The following is a 14,145-nucleotide window of genomic DNA, read 5'->3' on the forward strand; positions in this document are numbered from 1 at the left end:
CCCTGGAGGCAAAGATAATGTCAAAACGAAAAATCGACACGCATCAGCACTTTCTGCCCAAGCTGTACGTGGACGCCGTAGGACTGGACTTGTTGAATGCGGCGATGCCGGGTGGTGTTGCGCCTACCTGGTCTGAAGAGGCAGCCATCGCAATGATGGATGAGAACGGGATTGATGAAGGCATCCTGTCTATCTCGTCCGGGCCGGCCCTTCCAGACGCGGCCACGCTGCTGAGGAAATGCAACGACCTCGCTGCAGACCTCCGGTCCCGCTTCAACGGCCGGTTCGGCTCCTTTGCGAGCCTGCCGCTTCCAGACGTCGACGCGGCATTGAAGGAGGTTGGCTACTGTCTCGATGAGTTGAAGGTTGATGGTTTTATCCTGTTCACCAACTACGACGGAAAGTACCTTGGCGACGACCATTTCACGCCATTGCTGGAGGAGCTTGACAGGCGCGGGGCGGTTGTTTTCATTCACCCCAATCAGCCGCCGCACGACATTCCGTCAGTCGCTCCGGCGTCAGTCCTTGAGTATCCCTTCGAGACAACGCGTACCGCCACAAGCCTGATCATGTCAGGGGCGATCAGCCGCTACAGGAACGTCCGGTTCATTCTCTCGCACGCGGGAGGGACGTTGCCTTTTCTTGTGCCCCGGCTCGCGCTCTCCATTTCCATGATGCCGTCGGTGGCCGAGCGCGTGGGTGACCCGCTCGCGGCAGTCAGATCCTTTTACTTTGACACCGCGCTGTCCGCTGGTAACCCGGCCCTGGCTTCGCTTGCGCAGGTGGCGGACCCTGAGCGCATCCTCTTTGGAACGGATTTTCCATTCGCGCCGACAAGCGCCATCCGGCGTTTTGGATCGGTATTGGATGGCATCGAGATCCCCGGGATCGAGATGACAAAGGTGTACGGCGAGAACGCCGCCCGGCTGCTTGGCCGCTAGCTGTAAGCGGGCCTGGAGGAGGGTCCGTGATCGCAGCGCGCCAGGGTGAAGGCTGGCGCGCAACCACAAGGCGGAAACAAGGCGGAGCGAAAAGCCTTGAACGCCATCTGTTCTGGGGAGACGCAAATGAAGACGTTGAGGAAGCTGCCATTGCCGTTCGCACTGCTGACTGCGGTTGGTGTGGCACAGGCTCAGTCTGGCGTTACGATATATGGCGTGGTGGATTCCAATATTGAATTCGCCACCAATATGAAGAACGCAAGCGGCGGATCGGACAACCGGTTTGCGGTGAACGGTGGCGGCCTGTCTGGCTCGCGCTGGGGCCTGCGCGGCGTCGAAGACCTGGGCAGAGGCCTACGCGCATTGTTTGTGTTGGAAGGCGGTATCGGCGTGGACACCGGCACAGTGCAGCAAGGTGGACGCTTGTTCGGCCGTCAGGCGTTTGTCGGCCTGGAGAGTGTCACCTACGGGAAGCTCACCCTTGGCCGTCAATATACCTCGCTGGACGAAGCGCTATCCAACTTCTCGCCTGCTTTTTATGCGAACACGTATGAGCCGGTGATTGCCGTGGTAGGGCCGGCATTCCGCGAAGACAACACCGTGAAGTACACCGGTACGTTCGGAGCCCTTACGGTGGGCGCCCATTGGTCCTTCGGCACCGGCGCGGGCTTTGGCAGCGTGAGCGGTGCCAGCATCGGTGGCTCCGGCGAATCCCCCGGCCAGTTCCGCCGCGATTCCGGATATGGTGCCCAGATCTCTTATCTGGGCGACGTGTTCGGGGCTACACTCGCCTATGATCAGGTCAACCCGGGCATCAGCAATGGTGCCACGTTCCTTGGCACCGGCGCGGTCAAGAAGGCCGCCGCGGCTGTCAGCTATGCCATTGGCCCGGCAAAGATCGAGGCAGGGTACCGCTGGGGCAAGTCCAGTACATCCGGGGCGACGCTGGTGCGCGATGACATCTACTGGGCCGGCGTCGCCTACCAGGTCACGCCCGCCCTTGGCCTGACCGCGGACTACTTTTACCAGACCTTCCACTCATCGACCTTGCCCGCGCTGCGTCCCCCAGGCAATCCCTGGCAGCTCATGTTTATCGCCGACTACAATTTTTCCAAGCGGACAGACGTGTATTTGACTACGGCTTACTCCAAGAATGCCGGCCTGGCCCTGGACACCGCGTCGATTGGCTTCTCCAACGGCTATCCGCTTGGGGGGACCAAGACCAATATGCTCGGCGTCGCGGTAGGTATCCGGCATAAGTTCTGAAGGACTCCCCACCGCAATGTTCAAAGGCACCTCACGGTGCCTTTTCCTTTTGCCTTCCGTTAAGTCCTCAGAGGACCGGCCGGGTGCTTTCTGACGTTCAGGTCAGAGTCGGCAACGGCATAGGCGGCCGCTGGTTCGCAGGTGCTCCGCCAGGGGAGGGTAGACCCCGAGCGCAGTTTACCTTGCAAACTTTACGGTCGTGAAATATAGTGAGTTTAAGCGACGGCGGGCAACGAAGTGGCGCCGCTGTCCGGCAGCGACTCCGCTGTCAGTTGCGGGCAAACATATGAACCAGGATGGAGTGAGACATGATTGAGGAGCGCGACGTCACAGTAACCATGCGAGACGGCACACGTCTCGCGGTCGACGTCTATCGACCGGACGGCGATGGCAGGTATCCAGTGCTGTATGCCTCAGCACTGCACAACAAGGATCTTCAGGGTCCGGACATTGCCGATGTGCTGCCACCACAGCCCGCGCATGCTCCGCTCTGGTTCGGGCCGATTGAAGCAGGGGACACCCGCCGCTTTATCGCCAATGGCTATGTGCATGTCATCGCTCAGCCCAGGGGCTCCGCGAAGTCCGAAGGACATTACGGTGAAGAGAACACCGACCATTACGACATGATCGAATGGATCACGCAGCAGCCGTGGGCGGATGGCAATGTGGGGATGGTCGGTATCTCAGGTTTTGCCGGAGAACAATGGCGTGCCGCGGCGCAGGGGCACCCCGCGCTCAAGGCCATCTTCCCGTACGACGCCTGCAGCGCCTACGGCGGCATGTTTGGATTTCGCGACTTCAATCCCGGTGGCGTGATTCATACCTTTCCGTACTTGCTTGACGTCTTCAGTACCGTGCACGAATCGCGCAGTCTGCCGGGCAAGCTGCCGGAGGAGCAGGAGGAACTCTGGCGCGCGGCCATGGCCAATCCCGACTACAAGATGTATATCAACCTGTACAACATCCTGACGCAGAAGGGGCAGCGGACATGGGTGATGTACCACATCATGACGAACCCCTGGGAGCCGGAGGGAACGATCGAGCGGGCCGAGGATACTTTCAAGTCGATCAAGATCCCGTTTTATACCGGTTCCGGAGCTTACGCATACACCTACAAGCTGCATTGGCTGGGCGCCCAGAATTACTTCAAGAACGTCAAACAGCCAAGAAAGCTGCTCTTCACCGGGCCAGCGCACCTGGAGCGACCATTCCATCAGTACCACGACGAGGTCATTCGCTGGTACGACTACTGGCTCAAGGGTATCGACACCGCCATCATGGATGAACCGCCGGTCCGATATTGGGTCATGGGCGCCAACGAATGGCGTACCGGCAGCGATTGGCCGTTGCCTGAAACGCAATGGACCAAGTACTACCTTTCCAGCTGGGAGAAGCTGACTGCGGAGGCGCCGCGGCCGGGCCGCGAGGTCGGCAATGCGCAGCGAGAGCCCGATGTCTTCTCGCAAATGCCGCTCAAGATGACCTCGAAGGTCGAGCGCTTGCGATACATGACGGATCCGCTCCCGCACGACGTTCTGCTTGCCGGCCCGATTTCCCTGACGCTCTACGCGGAAATCGATCAGACCGACACGAACTGGATTGTGGTGCTGAAGGATGTGGGCCCGGACGTATCGGTAGTCACTGCACGCGTTGGTGAACGAACCGTACCAGATACGTTGCCGGAACGGGAACTCACTCGTGGATGGCTGAAAGCGTCATATCGGGAAACGGACCCTGACCGATCCACGCCCGGAGAGCCGTTCCACAAGCTGACGAAGGACTCGATCAAGCCTGTTACGCCAGGCGAGATCGTCAAGTATGAGATTCAGGTGCTGGCAACGGCCAACCAGTTCAAGGCCGGGCATCGCATCTGCATCGAGATCTGCAGCCTCGACGCGCCCACGGGTACCGGGGCAATGACGGATGTTGAGTACATTCCATACCACGTCTGCAGCAGCAACACGGTCACCCACAAGATATACCGGGACGCGGATCGCCCGTCCCACCTGCTGCTGCCGTTGATTCCGCTCGAAAAGCAGGCTTCCTGAGCTCTGTTTCGTTCATCGAACTTATTAGCGCAGAAATGAATAGCGTTGGCATTACGTCATACCAAAGGACCAGGTCATGAAGAGCATCCGATTTGAATGCAATGGAAGCGTCGGGAACATCGTACTCGCGAATCCGCCATACAACCGTCTGGACACGCGTTTTGCCCAGTGCCTCGAGGAAGCCGTGCACGAAGCCAGCGAAGCCGATATCCGGGTGCTTGTGGTTCGCGCCGAAGGGCCGAACTTCAGCCTGGGCGGCGAGGTCCGTGAATGGCCCGGAAAGGACCTGAACTGGTTCCGCACCTTCGTCGCGCACGTCAACAGGTCCTATCGCGCAGTCGAGGCGCTGCGCGTCCCGACCGTGGCGGTCGTGCAAGGCGCTGCATTCGGTGGCGGCCTTGAACTTGCGCTGAGCTGTGACTTCATCGTCGCGGCAAGTGACGCGCAGTTCCAATGCGTTGAGGTGACGACGGCGATGCTGCCGATTGCGGGAGCACTCCAACGGCTTGCGGAGCGCGTGGGCCGTAGCCGGGCATCGCGTTTCGCCATGCTGGGCGAACCCATTCCCGGCAGCCTGGCGGGAGAACTCGGGATTGCTACACACGTGGCAGAACCTGATTCGCTTGAACGCGTCGCGGCTGACCTCGTTGCCCGGCTGGCGGATGGACCAACGCTTTCCTACGCCGCGACTCGCACGCTCCTGAAGGCCTGGTCGAGCGGCGGTGTTGCCGGCGCCGATACGGTGATGCTGGATGTGACCATGGGCTTATACAACACCGAGGATGCGATCCGGGGATTTGCCAGCACCGCCAAGGCATTCGATGCAGACCAGGTGCCGCCTGATCTGGTCTTCCACGGAAAATAATGGGAGCTTTTGGTTGCAGGAACGTGTGACAGCCCATCGCGTTCACAGCGATCAACTGCCGCTACCGCTTTGTCTGGCGCAGCACACGAGACCGTGGGCTCCTTTTTGTGTGCTGCCTCTTTTTCACGGAAGAACTTAAGTCCACGGGCCCACCAGTCATCAGGAGCGGGTCGGCGTTGGCCGGGCACTGACAAGGCCGGCGAGTCACCAGGAAGAAGCAATGCGCCCCCCCGCAATGGTCGGTGAGGCATGTATATAGCCGCCCCAGGATGAGAAATGGCGACGGCACTTATATCGTAGGAGATGAGGTATGCCAGAAGTAAAGACAGATGTGCTGATCGTTGGAACGGGCCCGGCTGGCTCCGCCTGTGCCGCACTGCTCTCGACATACGGCATCGAGAATATGGTCATCAACAACTATCGCTGGCTGGCCAACACGCCACGAGCGCACATCACAAACCTGCGCACGATGGAGGTTCTCCGCGATCTTGGCAAGGACGTAGAGCAGGAAGCTTACCTGCACGCGACCGATGAAGACCTGATGGGCGGAACGGTATTCTGTGAGAGTCTCGTCGGAGAGGAGATCGGTCGCGTGCCAAGCTGGGGCGCGCACCCGCTTTCGAGGGCAGAGCGCAGGCTGTCGAGTCCCGCGAAGATGAACGATCTTCCGCAGACGTTCATGGAGCCGCTGCTGTTCAAGACGGCTTGCGCTCGCGGTACCCAGGCACGGATGAGTACAGAATACCTGAGTCATACGCAGACCGACGATGGTGTGGTTACGCAATGCCTCGACAAGTTGAGCGGAGAGGAATTCACCGTCCGTTCAAAGTACCTGGTCGGCGCGGATGGGGGGAACTCGCGGGTCGCAAAGAACGCCGGTCTGCCATTCGAAGGACAGATGGGTGTGCGAGGGTCCATGAATATCTGGTTCCGCGCCGATTTGTCTGAGTTTGTCGCGCATCGACCCGCCGTTCTGTATCCGATCATGCAGCCGGGCGCCGAAGTGGGCGGGATCGGCATGGGACTGATTCGTATGGTCAGACCCTGGCACGAATGGTTGATTGTCTGGGGTTATGACATCAACGAGCCAACCCCCGTCGTCGACCAAGCGAGGGCTACTGAGATCGCCCGCCAGTTGGTGGGAAAGCCGGATCTCGAGATCGAACTGCTGGGCACCAGTACATGGACGGTGAACAATATGTATGCGACCCGCATGCAGGACGGGCGCGTGTTTTGCATGGGCGATGCCACCCACCGGCACCCGCCGTCCGGCGGGCTCGGGTCCAATACTTCGATTCAGGACGCATTCAATCTTGCCTGGAAACTTGCGGCAGTGATCAAAGGGCAGGCCGGAGAAGCTCTTCTGGAAAGCTATTCGACGGAGCGCGCCCCGATTGCAAAGCAGATAGTCACGCGCGCAAACCAGTCGATTGCCGAGTTTGCGCCGCTCTATAACGCGCTCGGCATTGCCGAATCGACGGATGCGGAAGTCATGCAGTCCAATATGCATGCCCGCAGTCAGGCAACCAAGGCCGCGGAAAAGCAGCGTGAGGCAATTCGTGAAGCCCTGGTGCTCAAGCGATATGAGCTGGACGCCCAAGGGGTGGAGATGAACCAGCGGTACCGTTCAGGCGCGGTGGCAACTGACGGGAGCACCGAACCCGCCTTCGAGCGCGACCCGGAGCTGTACTACCAGTCGACAACCTACCCGGGTGCCCGGCTACCGCATGCGTGGGTGTTTGACGCGCGCGGTCGGCAGCATTCAACACTGGACCTGACCGGCCACGGTCGTTTTTCCATCCTCACTGGTGTGGGAGGTGAAGCATGGGTGGAGGCTGCCTTCGAGGTGGGCAAGAAGCTGGGCGTACAGATAGACGTGCGCATTATTGGCCCGCGCCAGCAGTACGCAGACCACACCGGCGATTGGGCTCGCGCCCGCGAAATCGGTGACAGTGGCTGCGTGTTGACACGCCCCGACCATCACGTCGCCTGGCGTAGCTTTGCTTTGCCGGCGGACCCCGTCGCAGATCTGCTCCAGGTAATGCTTGGCGTGCTTTCTAGATAATGGCGTCGGTATGACTGTGATGGATGACGATGCAGCGCTGCGCTGCATCCTTGAGTAATCGGTAGCAAGGAAATCGAAGGCAGACGATGCGCAACATTGACGAAGACACCATTACGCACGCGGTGCTTGCAGCAATGTCAAAGTGCAGGGACGACAGGTTGCTGACCGTGATGACCAGTCTGGTCCGGCATTTGCATTCCTTTGCAAGGGAGGTAACGCTTACCGAGGAGGAGTGGGCGCATGCCATCAGCTTCCTCACCGACGTTGGCCATATTACCGACGAACGACGTCAGGAGTTCGTGCTCCTGTCCGACACCCTCGGGCTTTCAATGCTGGTGACGACGCAGAACAATCGCAAGCCTGCGGAATGTACCGAAGCCACGGTACTTGGGCCATTCTTTGTCAAAGGTGCGCCCGAGTACAAGAACGGCGATGATATGTCCAACGGTGCAAAGGGGCGTCCGTGCTTTGTCTCGGGGCAGGTACGAGGCCTCTTTGGGGAGCCCTTGGCAGATGCGGAGATCGAAGTCTGGCAGTCCGACGAGAACGGCTTCTACGACGTACAGTATGCCGATCCACTTGAGCAAGGCGGAGAGTTTCAGGCGCGTGGCCGCCTGAGCACGCTGCCAGATGGGCGCTTTCACTTCCGCTCCATTCTGCCGGAGGCGTACCCGATTCCCCATGATGGTCCGGTCGGCCGAATGCTTGATGCGCTTGGCCGGCATCCGTGGCGGCCAGCGCATCTGCACTTCTGGATCAAGGCGCCCGGTTACGAGCCGCTGATCACTCATGTGTTCCGCAATGGAGATAAATACCTGGATTCGGATGCAGTGTTCGGTGTGCGCTCGTCCCTGGTTGTCGATTGGATCGAGCACCCGCCTGGTGTTGCGCCCGACGGTGTCACGGTGACAACACCGTTCTTTACGCTTGATTACGACTTCGTTCTGAATCCGGCAGAGGAGCGCCAGTAAACCGGGCTGCGAGGTCGGAGCCTTCGGCCACGTGGGGCCGCTGAATACCGCACCGGGATATGACCCGCTGATGCAGACGTTCGGGTCTTCTCGATGAGGGGAGCGCCGGCTATTCGATCGGCGGTGCTTCCGGTGTCGGGGAAAAGTGGTGCTGCAGAATCTGCCACACCCCCAGGCGTCTGACCAGCACCCAAGTCGTCCGCAGTGCCGCGTCGGTTTCGCGCCCGTCTGCGAGCACGAAGCGGAAGTTTGCATGCCCCTGCGCCAGCAGCGTATCCGCGCCAAGCTCGACCAGGGTCTGGTCGGCCAGGGACATCGATGCCGAACGCAGCGTCCCGGTGTACGAGGCAAAGTACCCCAGGATCGCCGCCTGGCCCACCGCGTGGCCCGGGCGGCCCCCAAAGAACAGGGCTTCGGGCGCGTACAGCGCGGTCAGCGCGTCGGCGTTCCATGTCAGTGCGGCGGTGTTCCAGCGGCGCTCGACGTCTTGCAGGACGGCCTGCGCGCGCGCGGCGTTGGTGCTTGTGGCGTGGTGTTCGGTCATGGTTGCCATGTCATTGCCTGGCGCGGCCCGCGCGTTCCCGGCCATGCCTTCCTTGTGGCTTTGCGGACAATGCTACGACGATGACGCCCGCCAGCTCAACCGCAAAGACAGGGAGTTCCGTACCTTGGAACGCCATGGCGTGGGCGCCCCGGGGGAGCTTGCCGAGATGTTTCAAAGTACGGGAGAGTTCGCGCAGTACGATTGGCAATTTTCCTGAGGTACAGCATAGTGAACGCGTGCATGCCAGAAGTCGGTAGCCGTTGTCTCCATGCTCGCCTCAGCGAGCTTATGCCCCGTACGGCTCGCCGCGGGGCTCTTTTTTTCGCGCGATTGTCTAAGCCTTCACCGATACCGAACGCATCCGCAAGGTGCTGCGCGTTCGCGCTGATCGTGACGTGTGCGGCCTTCGCCGGTGGGTTGGGCGATTCCTGCTGCTTGCTATACCGCAGCGCCTCGACCAGCAGCGCGAACCCTGATGAGGCGTGGCGCCGGTTGGCGCAGTACAGGTGATAGCCCTCGAATGTCTTGCGCCAGTCGCCCAGCACCTGGACGAGCCGCCCCGATGCGACCTGCTCAGTGACGTATGCCTCGGGCAGATAGGCGAGGCCGACGCCCGCCACGGCGGCATCGCGTATCGGCGTGATGCTGTTGAACACCATCGGTCCGTCGACCTTGATGCGATGCTCCTTGCCCGCCTTCATGAAGGTCCAGGGCAGAAACTCGCCATGCGTGGGCAGCCGCAGGTTGAGACAGGCGTGCGCGACCAGGTCAGGAGGCCGCTTCGGTGCCGCATGCCTTGCGAAATAGGACGGTGCACCGGCCACGGTCATGGGAATGTCCGGTCCGATCCGCACTGCGATCATGTCTTTTGCCACCAGCCGGCCGCGCCGTACGCCGGCATCGAAGCGACCGCTGACGATGTCGGTCAGGCCATAGTCAATGTGATCTCGACGTTAAGAAGCCTTCCTTATAGTGATAAGCAAATCGTGGAGGATTATCACTGGAGGTTCCAGCCCTGCGACGGTTTGTGGCCCGAAATGTCGAGCAAAAAAATGCGCCTGGTCGCACTATTACGCGCGAGCAGGCGCCAGTTTCCCTTTACTTCTTCACTTCTTCTTGCTACATGATGGTGCCGCCGAACCCAAACAGACCCAGGTTGGAATTGTCCTTGTTGCGCACGTAGCCTACGCCCTGGAAGGCAGGCCTTGCGGTGTGCTCAGAACTTGTGACGGATGCCGATGGCGGCTCCGAACATATTGGTCTTGTCGCTCCCCAGGAAATAGCCGTTGGCAAAGCTGATCGCCGAAGTGTCGAAGTTCAGTCCCGAATTCTTGGAGAACGCGGTTGTCAGGTAGACGTCGGTCCGCTTCGAGAAGCTGTAGTCCGCCATGAAAGTGACCTGCCACGGGTTCTTGATATTGACCCCGCCAAGGTTCTTCACGTCGTCGTAGTAATAGGCCAGGGTCAGACTGAGCGCGGAAGTGGCCTGGTAGTTGCCGCCAATCCAGTAGTAGTTGTCGCGCAGCAAGATGGCGTCGGTGGCGCTGATGTTCCTGCCCCAGCGGTAGCCGCCCATGAGCTTGGCATTGCCAACGGCATAACTTGCCGCCACCGCTGCCTTCTTGAACGTCCCGGTGCCGCCCGTCGCATTCAGGGTGGGGTTGTACTGGTCATAGGCGATCCCTGCCGCGAACGCGCCGGCCGCGTAGTTGAGCGCCGCGCCATAGCCGGTATCGCGCCGGAACTGTCCTGGGACTTCACCCGCCCCGGCCGCGCCGTTGCCGAACGACCAATGCGCAAGCACGCCCAGGCCGCCAAACTGCCCGGTGTATTTTGCGACGTTGTCCGAGCGGAAATTCACGCCGGTCAGGGCGATCAGAGGCTCGTACTGAAGTGAATAAGCCATCGGCGAAAAGTTCGTCAGACCGTCAAAGAGACTCGTGTACTGGCGCCCGAAGGTGACCTTGCCGGCCTGCGCATGATCGAGGCCGACGAACGCCTGACGGCCAAACAGGCGCCCGCCTTGTGTCGATTTGCCGTCGTCGACGCCAAAGCCGCTCTCCAGTACGAACACAGCCTTCAGTCCACTGCCCAGGTCTTCCGCACCCCGCATGCCCCAGCGCGACCCGGAAAGTCCGCCCGAGTTGAGCCGCACCAGGTCGTGCCCCGGCCCGACGGCGAAGGCATTGGCCGCGCTTGGAGTCACCGACGACATATTGGTCACGTACTCCATGTTTGTGTCGAGTACTCCGTAGAGCGTGACGCTGGTTTGTGCCTGAGCCAGGCCCGCGGCCAGTACGGCAGGAACTCCGATGAACCATTTCTTGCGATGCCTGACTTGGCTGATTGACGGCATTCGACTCCTCCTTTTTTGGTTTTAAGAAAGGGTAATCACCCCAACTGCGAGGAATGCTGGATTGCGCTCCGATGGCGGTCAATCGTGCGGGGCGAAACGTCCCGTACTTCGAAACAATGAGACCGCTACGCGCCGCGGGCGGGAAATTTCGATGCATGGAAGATCACGCGGTGCGGATTGGTCCGCCTCGGGCCTGTGGTCAGGTATCGGGCGCCTCATTGCCCGCCCGTTCTGCGCCGCGCCAATTGCGGGCTACGGTGCCGATGTCATCCCGGGCGCCTGCGTCGTGGCGGCGCAGACCTTCGACCTGGGCGCTCGAGACGCCCTGCGATAGCCAGACTGGCTTGAACAGGCCGCGGCCCATGCGGCCAAGATCGGAGCGGATGCCTGTTCGGCGTGGGCATCGACTCTGACATCGTGTCGGCGTCGTTGAGGGCGATTGTCCCGGGCCTGCAGCGCGCCACCGCGGATGCGGCGGCCCGAACGCGCTAACCGCCGAGGCCTGCGCGGGCGCCATGCCTTGCGCATGGTGCCCGCAGCCAGGTGAGGCCGGACCTTAGCGTTTCCCGGGCCGCACGTCAGCCAGGATCGACGCGATGTTCCCCACGCTCTCCAGGTTCCGCACCGCATCGATGACGCGAGCGATGTTGGCCTCGGGGATGACATCGCGCGCGTTGTCGCGGAACTTCTGCACCAGCTCATCCGTGCTCATATGGCCGGCCGGATCGGGGGAGGGGCTCCCCTTTGGATAGCGCCGCTCGCCGGTAAAGGTCTGGCCGCGCGCCGACACCTCGATCTTCGCCGGCCGGCTGGCCGCGTGGCCGGTCAGCAGCGCCACATAGTCGGGGTGCACCGCGTGGTCGACCTTGTCCATCAGGCGCATCACGGATTCGCCGAAGACCAGTTCCGGATCCTGCCAGGCCTTGCCCGGCGGCACGCGATGCGCACCCATCGCGATGCCGTGCGCGATGCTGAACTGTGCGTCGTGCACATGCCGGATATCTCGGTTGAGCCATACCGGCTGCTCGACGAAGCCCTCGACCCAGACCTTGATGCCGTCGATCTCGTCCGGCCGCAGTTCGTTCTGGTCGACAATCTCGTTGAGGCTGTCCAGCAGGGCATGCAGGATGCGGCAGTGCGGGTAGGGCTTGTAGGCCTGCTCGGTGGGGAACTGCCAGTCGGTGCCCAGTGCTGCGAGGATGCGGTCCGGTTCCCAACGCGTGGTGCCGATAAAACGCGGGAAACCGTATTCACGGTCATCGAGGATCTGCAGGTCGCCGCGGTGGCCGAACTCGGCCATGTGGGCGGCGACCATGGCCGCCTGCGTCAGCGCGCCGGCAAGCAGGTACTTGATCGTGGAGCTGGGCGCATGCTGGAACCAGGCAACCTGCGAATTCACCGGGCTGATGCTGCCGGCAATCCCCAGCGCATGCGCTGTCGTCTCGGCGCCCAGGCCCTTGAGTTTGACGATGGCCGCCGTCGCGCCGAAGACGGTGCTGCTGTAGCCATAGATCTTCGGCGGCGACACCTTGCCGTCCTTGGTGTCGCGCAGGTAGTCCATGGCCTTGCCGAGGCGGTAGGACATCTCGTGCGAGACGGCCAGCGCGGTGATCAGGTCCTGGCCGGACCGGCCCATGGCTTCGCCGACCGCCAGCGCGCCGGGCAGGACATAGGGCGTCACATGGCCCGGCGGCACCACCGCATCCATGTCGAGGGCGTTGATCAGTTCACCATTGGCAAAGGCCGCGCCGACGACCGACACCCGCTGGTTGGTGCCGATGATGGTGGCGTCGCCCGCGGCGCCGCCCATCAGTGCGCCGTAGTCGATCCCGATCTTGCCCTTGGGCTGGTCGACGGCGGCCAGCGCGCAACCCAGGGAATCGAGGACGATGCGCTTGCATTCGTCCACGACGGCCGGGGGCAGCGTGTCGTAGGTGCTTTGTTGTGTAAAGCCGGCCAGTTGCTCGACGATGGTTGTTGCCATTGCATTCTCTCCAGGTCAGGTGTCGCGCCCCTGCAGCAGGGGCTGGCAGGGGCGCTCGGCTTGTCGTTCCGCTTACTCCTTCGGGATGCCCAGGTCCGCCACGACTTTGATATTGCGCTGCAGATCCTGGCGCAAGAATTCGGTGAATTCATCCGGAGACATGCTGCCGGCTTCGGCGCTGTCCTTGCGGAACCGCTCGCGCACGACCTCGCTGGCCTGCGCCGCCTTCAATGCCTTCGCCAGCCGCATGACGATCGGCGTTGGCGTACCGGCCGGCGCCGTCAGGCCCATATAGACATAGAAGCTGTAGTTGGGCAGGCCTTGTTCGGCCAGTGTCGGAATATCGGGAAACGCCGGCAGGCGCTTGGGTGACGAAACCGCGAACGCGCGCAGCTTGCCGTCCTGGACGTATGGGCCCGACGAGTTGGCGCCGTCAAAGATCATGTTGACGCGGCCGCCGAGCACGTCCGGCATGGCGCCCGCGTTCCCCTTATAGGGCACGTGAAGCATCTTGATGCCAGCCTGGTGCACGAACAGCGCGGCGGCCATATGGGTACTGGTGCCCGTGCCTGCGGTGGCATAGGAGAGCATGCCCGGGCTGACTTTGGCATGCGCGATCAACTGTGGCAGGGTCTTGTCCGGCTGGGCGGAGAATCCCACCATGATCAGCGGGGCCTTGTTCATCATGCCGATGCCGGTGAAGTCCCGCGCCAGGTCATAGCCCGGCTCCAGCTTGGTGGCCTGCGCCAGCGCCAGGGTGTTGGCGGTGGCGAGGATGGTGTAGCCATCCGGCTTCTGGGCCTTCACATAACGGATGCCTAGCATCCCGGCAGCCCCCGCCATGTTTTCCACGACCACGGGTTGGCCGAGGTTCTCGGCCATCTGCTGCGCCACGGCGCGGGTCGTGACGTCGAGCAGCGCGCCCGGCGCCGAGTTCACGATGATCCGAACAGGCCTGGCTGGATAGGCGTCCGCTGCGAATGTCGGGGCTGCGGCCAACGCCATGATGATCGCGCCGCACAGGCGGTGAAGGGGATGGGTCATTGCTGCGGTCTCCTGACTCGATATCTTTGTTGGCAGCCCTGCGTGCAGAGTGCCCCTATCC

The 14,145-nt window shown here is 61.7% G+C and carries 12 protein-coding genes; 7 read left to right on the forward strand and 5 right to left on the reverse strand.

What is annotated here, in order from left to right; genetic code table 11:
* The first annotated feature begins 17 nt into the window (after window positions 1-17).
* The 6 genes from DN412_RS02845 (at window position 18) to DN412_RS02870 (ending at window position 8,156) form a co-directional block, all read left to right on the forward strand.
* Window positions 18-941 carry an amidohydrolase family protein gene (locus DN412_RS02845; protein ID WP_115013126.1) on the forward strand — a complete coding sequence of 308 codons (924 nt, stop codon included), beginning with the start codon at window positions 18-20 and terminating at the stop codon, window positions 939-941.
* A gap of 126 nt (window positions 942-1,067) precedes the next feature.
* Window positions 1,068-2,207 (forward strand): porin, encoded by a 1,140-nt coding sequence (locus DN412_RS02850; RefSeq protein WP_115013127.1) that lies wholly within the window; start codon window positions 1,068-1,070, stop codon window positions 2,205-2,207.
* A 308-nt stretch (window positions 2,208-2,515) separates the two neighbouring features.
* Complete coding sequence (locus DN412_RS02855; RefSeq protein WP_115013128.1) at window positions 2,516-4,255, forward strand: CocE/NonD family hydrolase; 1,740 nt, start codon at window positions 2,516-2,518, stop codon at window positions 4,253-4,255.
* A gap of 76 nt (window positions 4,256-4,331) precedes the next feature.
* Window positions 4,332-5,120: an enoyl-CoA hydratase/isomerase family protein gene (locus tag DN412_RS02860; protein ID WP_115013129.1), complete on the forward strand. Its 789-nt coding sequence runs from the start codon at window positions 4,332-4,334 to the stop codon at window positions 5,118-5,120.
* A 310-nt stretch (window positions 5,121-5,430) separates the two neighbouring features.
* A complete protein-coding gene (locus DN412_RS02865; protein ID WP_115013130.1) occupies window positions 5,431-7,185 on the forward strand; it encodes an FAD-dependent oxidoreductase in 1,755 nt (584 codons plus the stop codon).
* An 86-nt stretch (window positions 7,186-7,271) separates the two neighbouring features.
* Window positions 7,272-8,156: an intradiol ring-cleavage dioxygenase gene (locus DN412_RS02870; RefSeq protein ID WP_115013131.1), complete on the forward strand. Its 885-nt coding sequence runs from the start codon at window positions 7,272-7,274 to the stop codon at window positions 8,154-8,156.
* 109 nt (window positions 8,157-8,265) lie between these two features.
* On the opposite strand, the gene DN412_RS02875 is transcribed toward DN412_RS02870, so the two are convergent.
* From DN412_RS02875 to DN412_RS02885, 3 genes are all read right to left on the reverse strand, one after another.
* Window positions 8,266-8,709 carry a YybH family protein gene (locus tag DN412_RS02875; protein ID WP_244222541.1) on the reverse strand — a complete coding sequence of 148 codons (444 nt, stop codon included), beginning with the start codon at window positions 8,707-8,709 and terminating at the stop codon, window positions 8,266-8,268.
* 86 nt (window positions 8,710-8,795) lie between these two features.
* The gene (locus tag DN412_RS02880) at window positions 8,796-9,641 is read right to left on the reverse strand and encodes a LysR substrate-binding domain-containing protein (protein ID WP_115013132.1); all 846 of its coding nucleotides are present in this window, start codon (window positions 9,639-9,641) and stop codon (window positions 8,796-8,798) included.
* A 275-nt stretch (window positions 9,642-9,916) separates the two neighbouring features.
* The gene (locus tag DN412_RS02885) at window positions 9,917-11,056 is read right to left on the reverse strand and encodes a porin (RefSeq protein WP_115013133.1); all 1,140 of its coding nucleotides are present in this window, start codon (window positions 11,054-11,056) and stop codon (window positions 9,917-9,919) included.
* A 151-nt stretch (window positions 11,057-11,207) separates the two neighbouring features.
* Here DN412_RS02885 and DN412_RS42955 point away from each other — a divergent pair, with 151 nt between their 5' ends.
* Window positions 11,208-11,390: a hypothetical protein gene (locus tag DN412_RS42955; protein WP_133303018.1), complete on the forward strand. Its 183-nt coding sequence runs from the start codon at window positions 11,208-11,210 to the stop codon at window positions 11,388-11,390.
* 222 nt (window positions 11,391-11,612) lie between these two features.
* Here the strand turns inward: DN412_RS42955 and DN412_RS02890 are convergent, their stop codons facing one another.
* Window positions 11,613-13,040, reverse strand: coding sequence for an MmgE/PrpD family protein (locus DN412_RS02890; protein WP_115013134.1), 1,428 nt, complete (start codon window positions 13,038-13,040; stop codon window positions 11,613-11,615).
* 72 nt (window positions 13,041-13,112) lie between these two features.
* Window positions 13,113-14,084, reverse strand: coding sequence for a Bug family tripartite tricarboxylate transporter substrate binding protein (locus DN412_RS02895; RefSeq protein ID WP_208647551.1), 972 nt, complete (start codon window positions 14,082-14,084; stop codon window positions 13,113-13,115).
* Window positions 14,085-14,145: the final 61 nt, after the last annotated feature.

Source organism: Cupriavidus lacunae, from assembly GCF_003353055.1.
In the GTDB taxonomy this organism is placed as follows: Bacteria; Pseudomonadota; Gammaproteobacteria; order Burkholderiales; family Burkholderiaceae; genus Cupriavidus; species Cupriavidus lacunae.

What these genes read in the sequence shown, in the direction of transcription:
- DN412_RS02845 (WP_115013126.1), top strand. Translation starts at nt 18, where the DNA reads ATGTCAAAACGAAAAATCGACACGCATCAGCACTTTCTGCCCAAGCTG.
- DN412_RS02850 (WP_115013127.1), top strand. Translation starts at nt 1,068, where the DNA reads ATGAAGACGTTGAGGAAGCTGCCATTGCCGTTCGCACTGCTGACTGCG.
- DN412_RS02855 (WP_115013128.1), top strand. Translation starts at nt 2,516, where the DNA reads ATGATTGAGGAGCGCGACGTCACAGTAACCATGCGAGACGGCACACGT.
- DN412_RS02860 (WP_115013129.1), top strand. Translation starts at nt 4,332, where the DNA reads ATGAAGAGCATCCGATTTGAATGCAATGGAAGCGTCGGGAACATCGTA.
- DN412_RS02865 (WP_115013130.1), top strand. Translation starts at nt 5,431, where the DNA reads ATGCCAGAAGTAAAGACAGATGTGCTGATCGTTGGAACGGGCCCGGCT.
- DN412_RS02870 (WP_115013131.1), top strand. Translation starts at nt 7,272, where the DNA reads ATGCGCAACATTGACGAAGACACCATTACGCACGCGGTGCTTGCAGCA.
- DN412_RS02875 (WP_244222541.1), bottom strand. Translation starts at nt 8,709, where the DNA reads ATGGCAACCATGACCGAACACCACGCCACAAGCACCAACGCCGCGCGC.
- DN412_RS02885 (WP_115013133.1), bottom strand. Translation starts at nt 11,056, where the DNA reads ATGCCGTCAATCAGCCAAGTCAGGCATCGCAAGAAATGGTTCATCGGA.
- DN412_RS42955 (WP_133303018.1), top strand. Translation starts at nt 11,208, where the DNA reads ATGCATGGAAGATCACGCGGTGCGGATTGGTCCGCCTCGGGCCTGTGG.
- DN412_RS02890 (WP_115013134.1), bottom strand. Translation starts at nt 13,040, where the DNA reads ATGGCAACAACCATCGTCGAGCAACTGGCCGGCTTTACACAACAAAGC.
- DN412_RS02895 (WP_208647551.1), bottom strand. Translation starts at nt 14,084, where the DNA reads ATGACCCATCCCCTTCACCGCCTGTGCGGCGCGATCATCATGGCGTTG.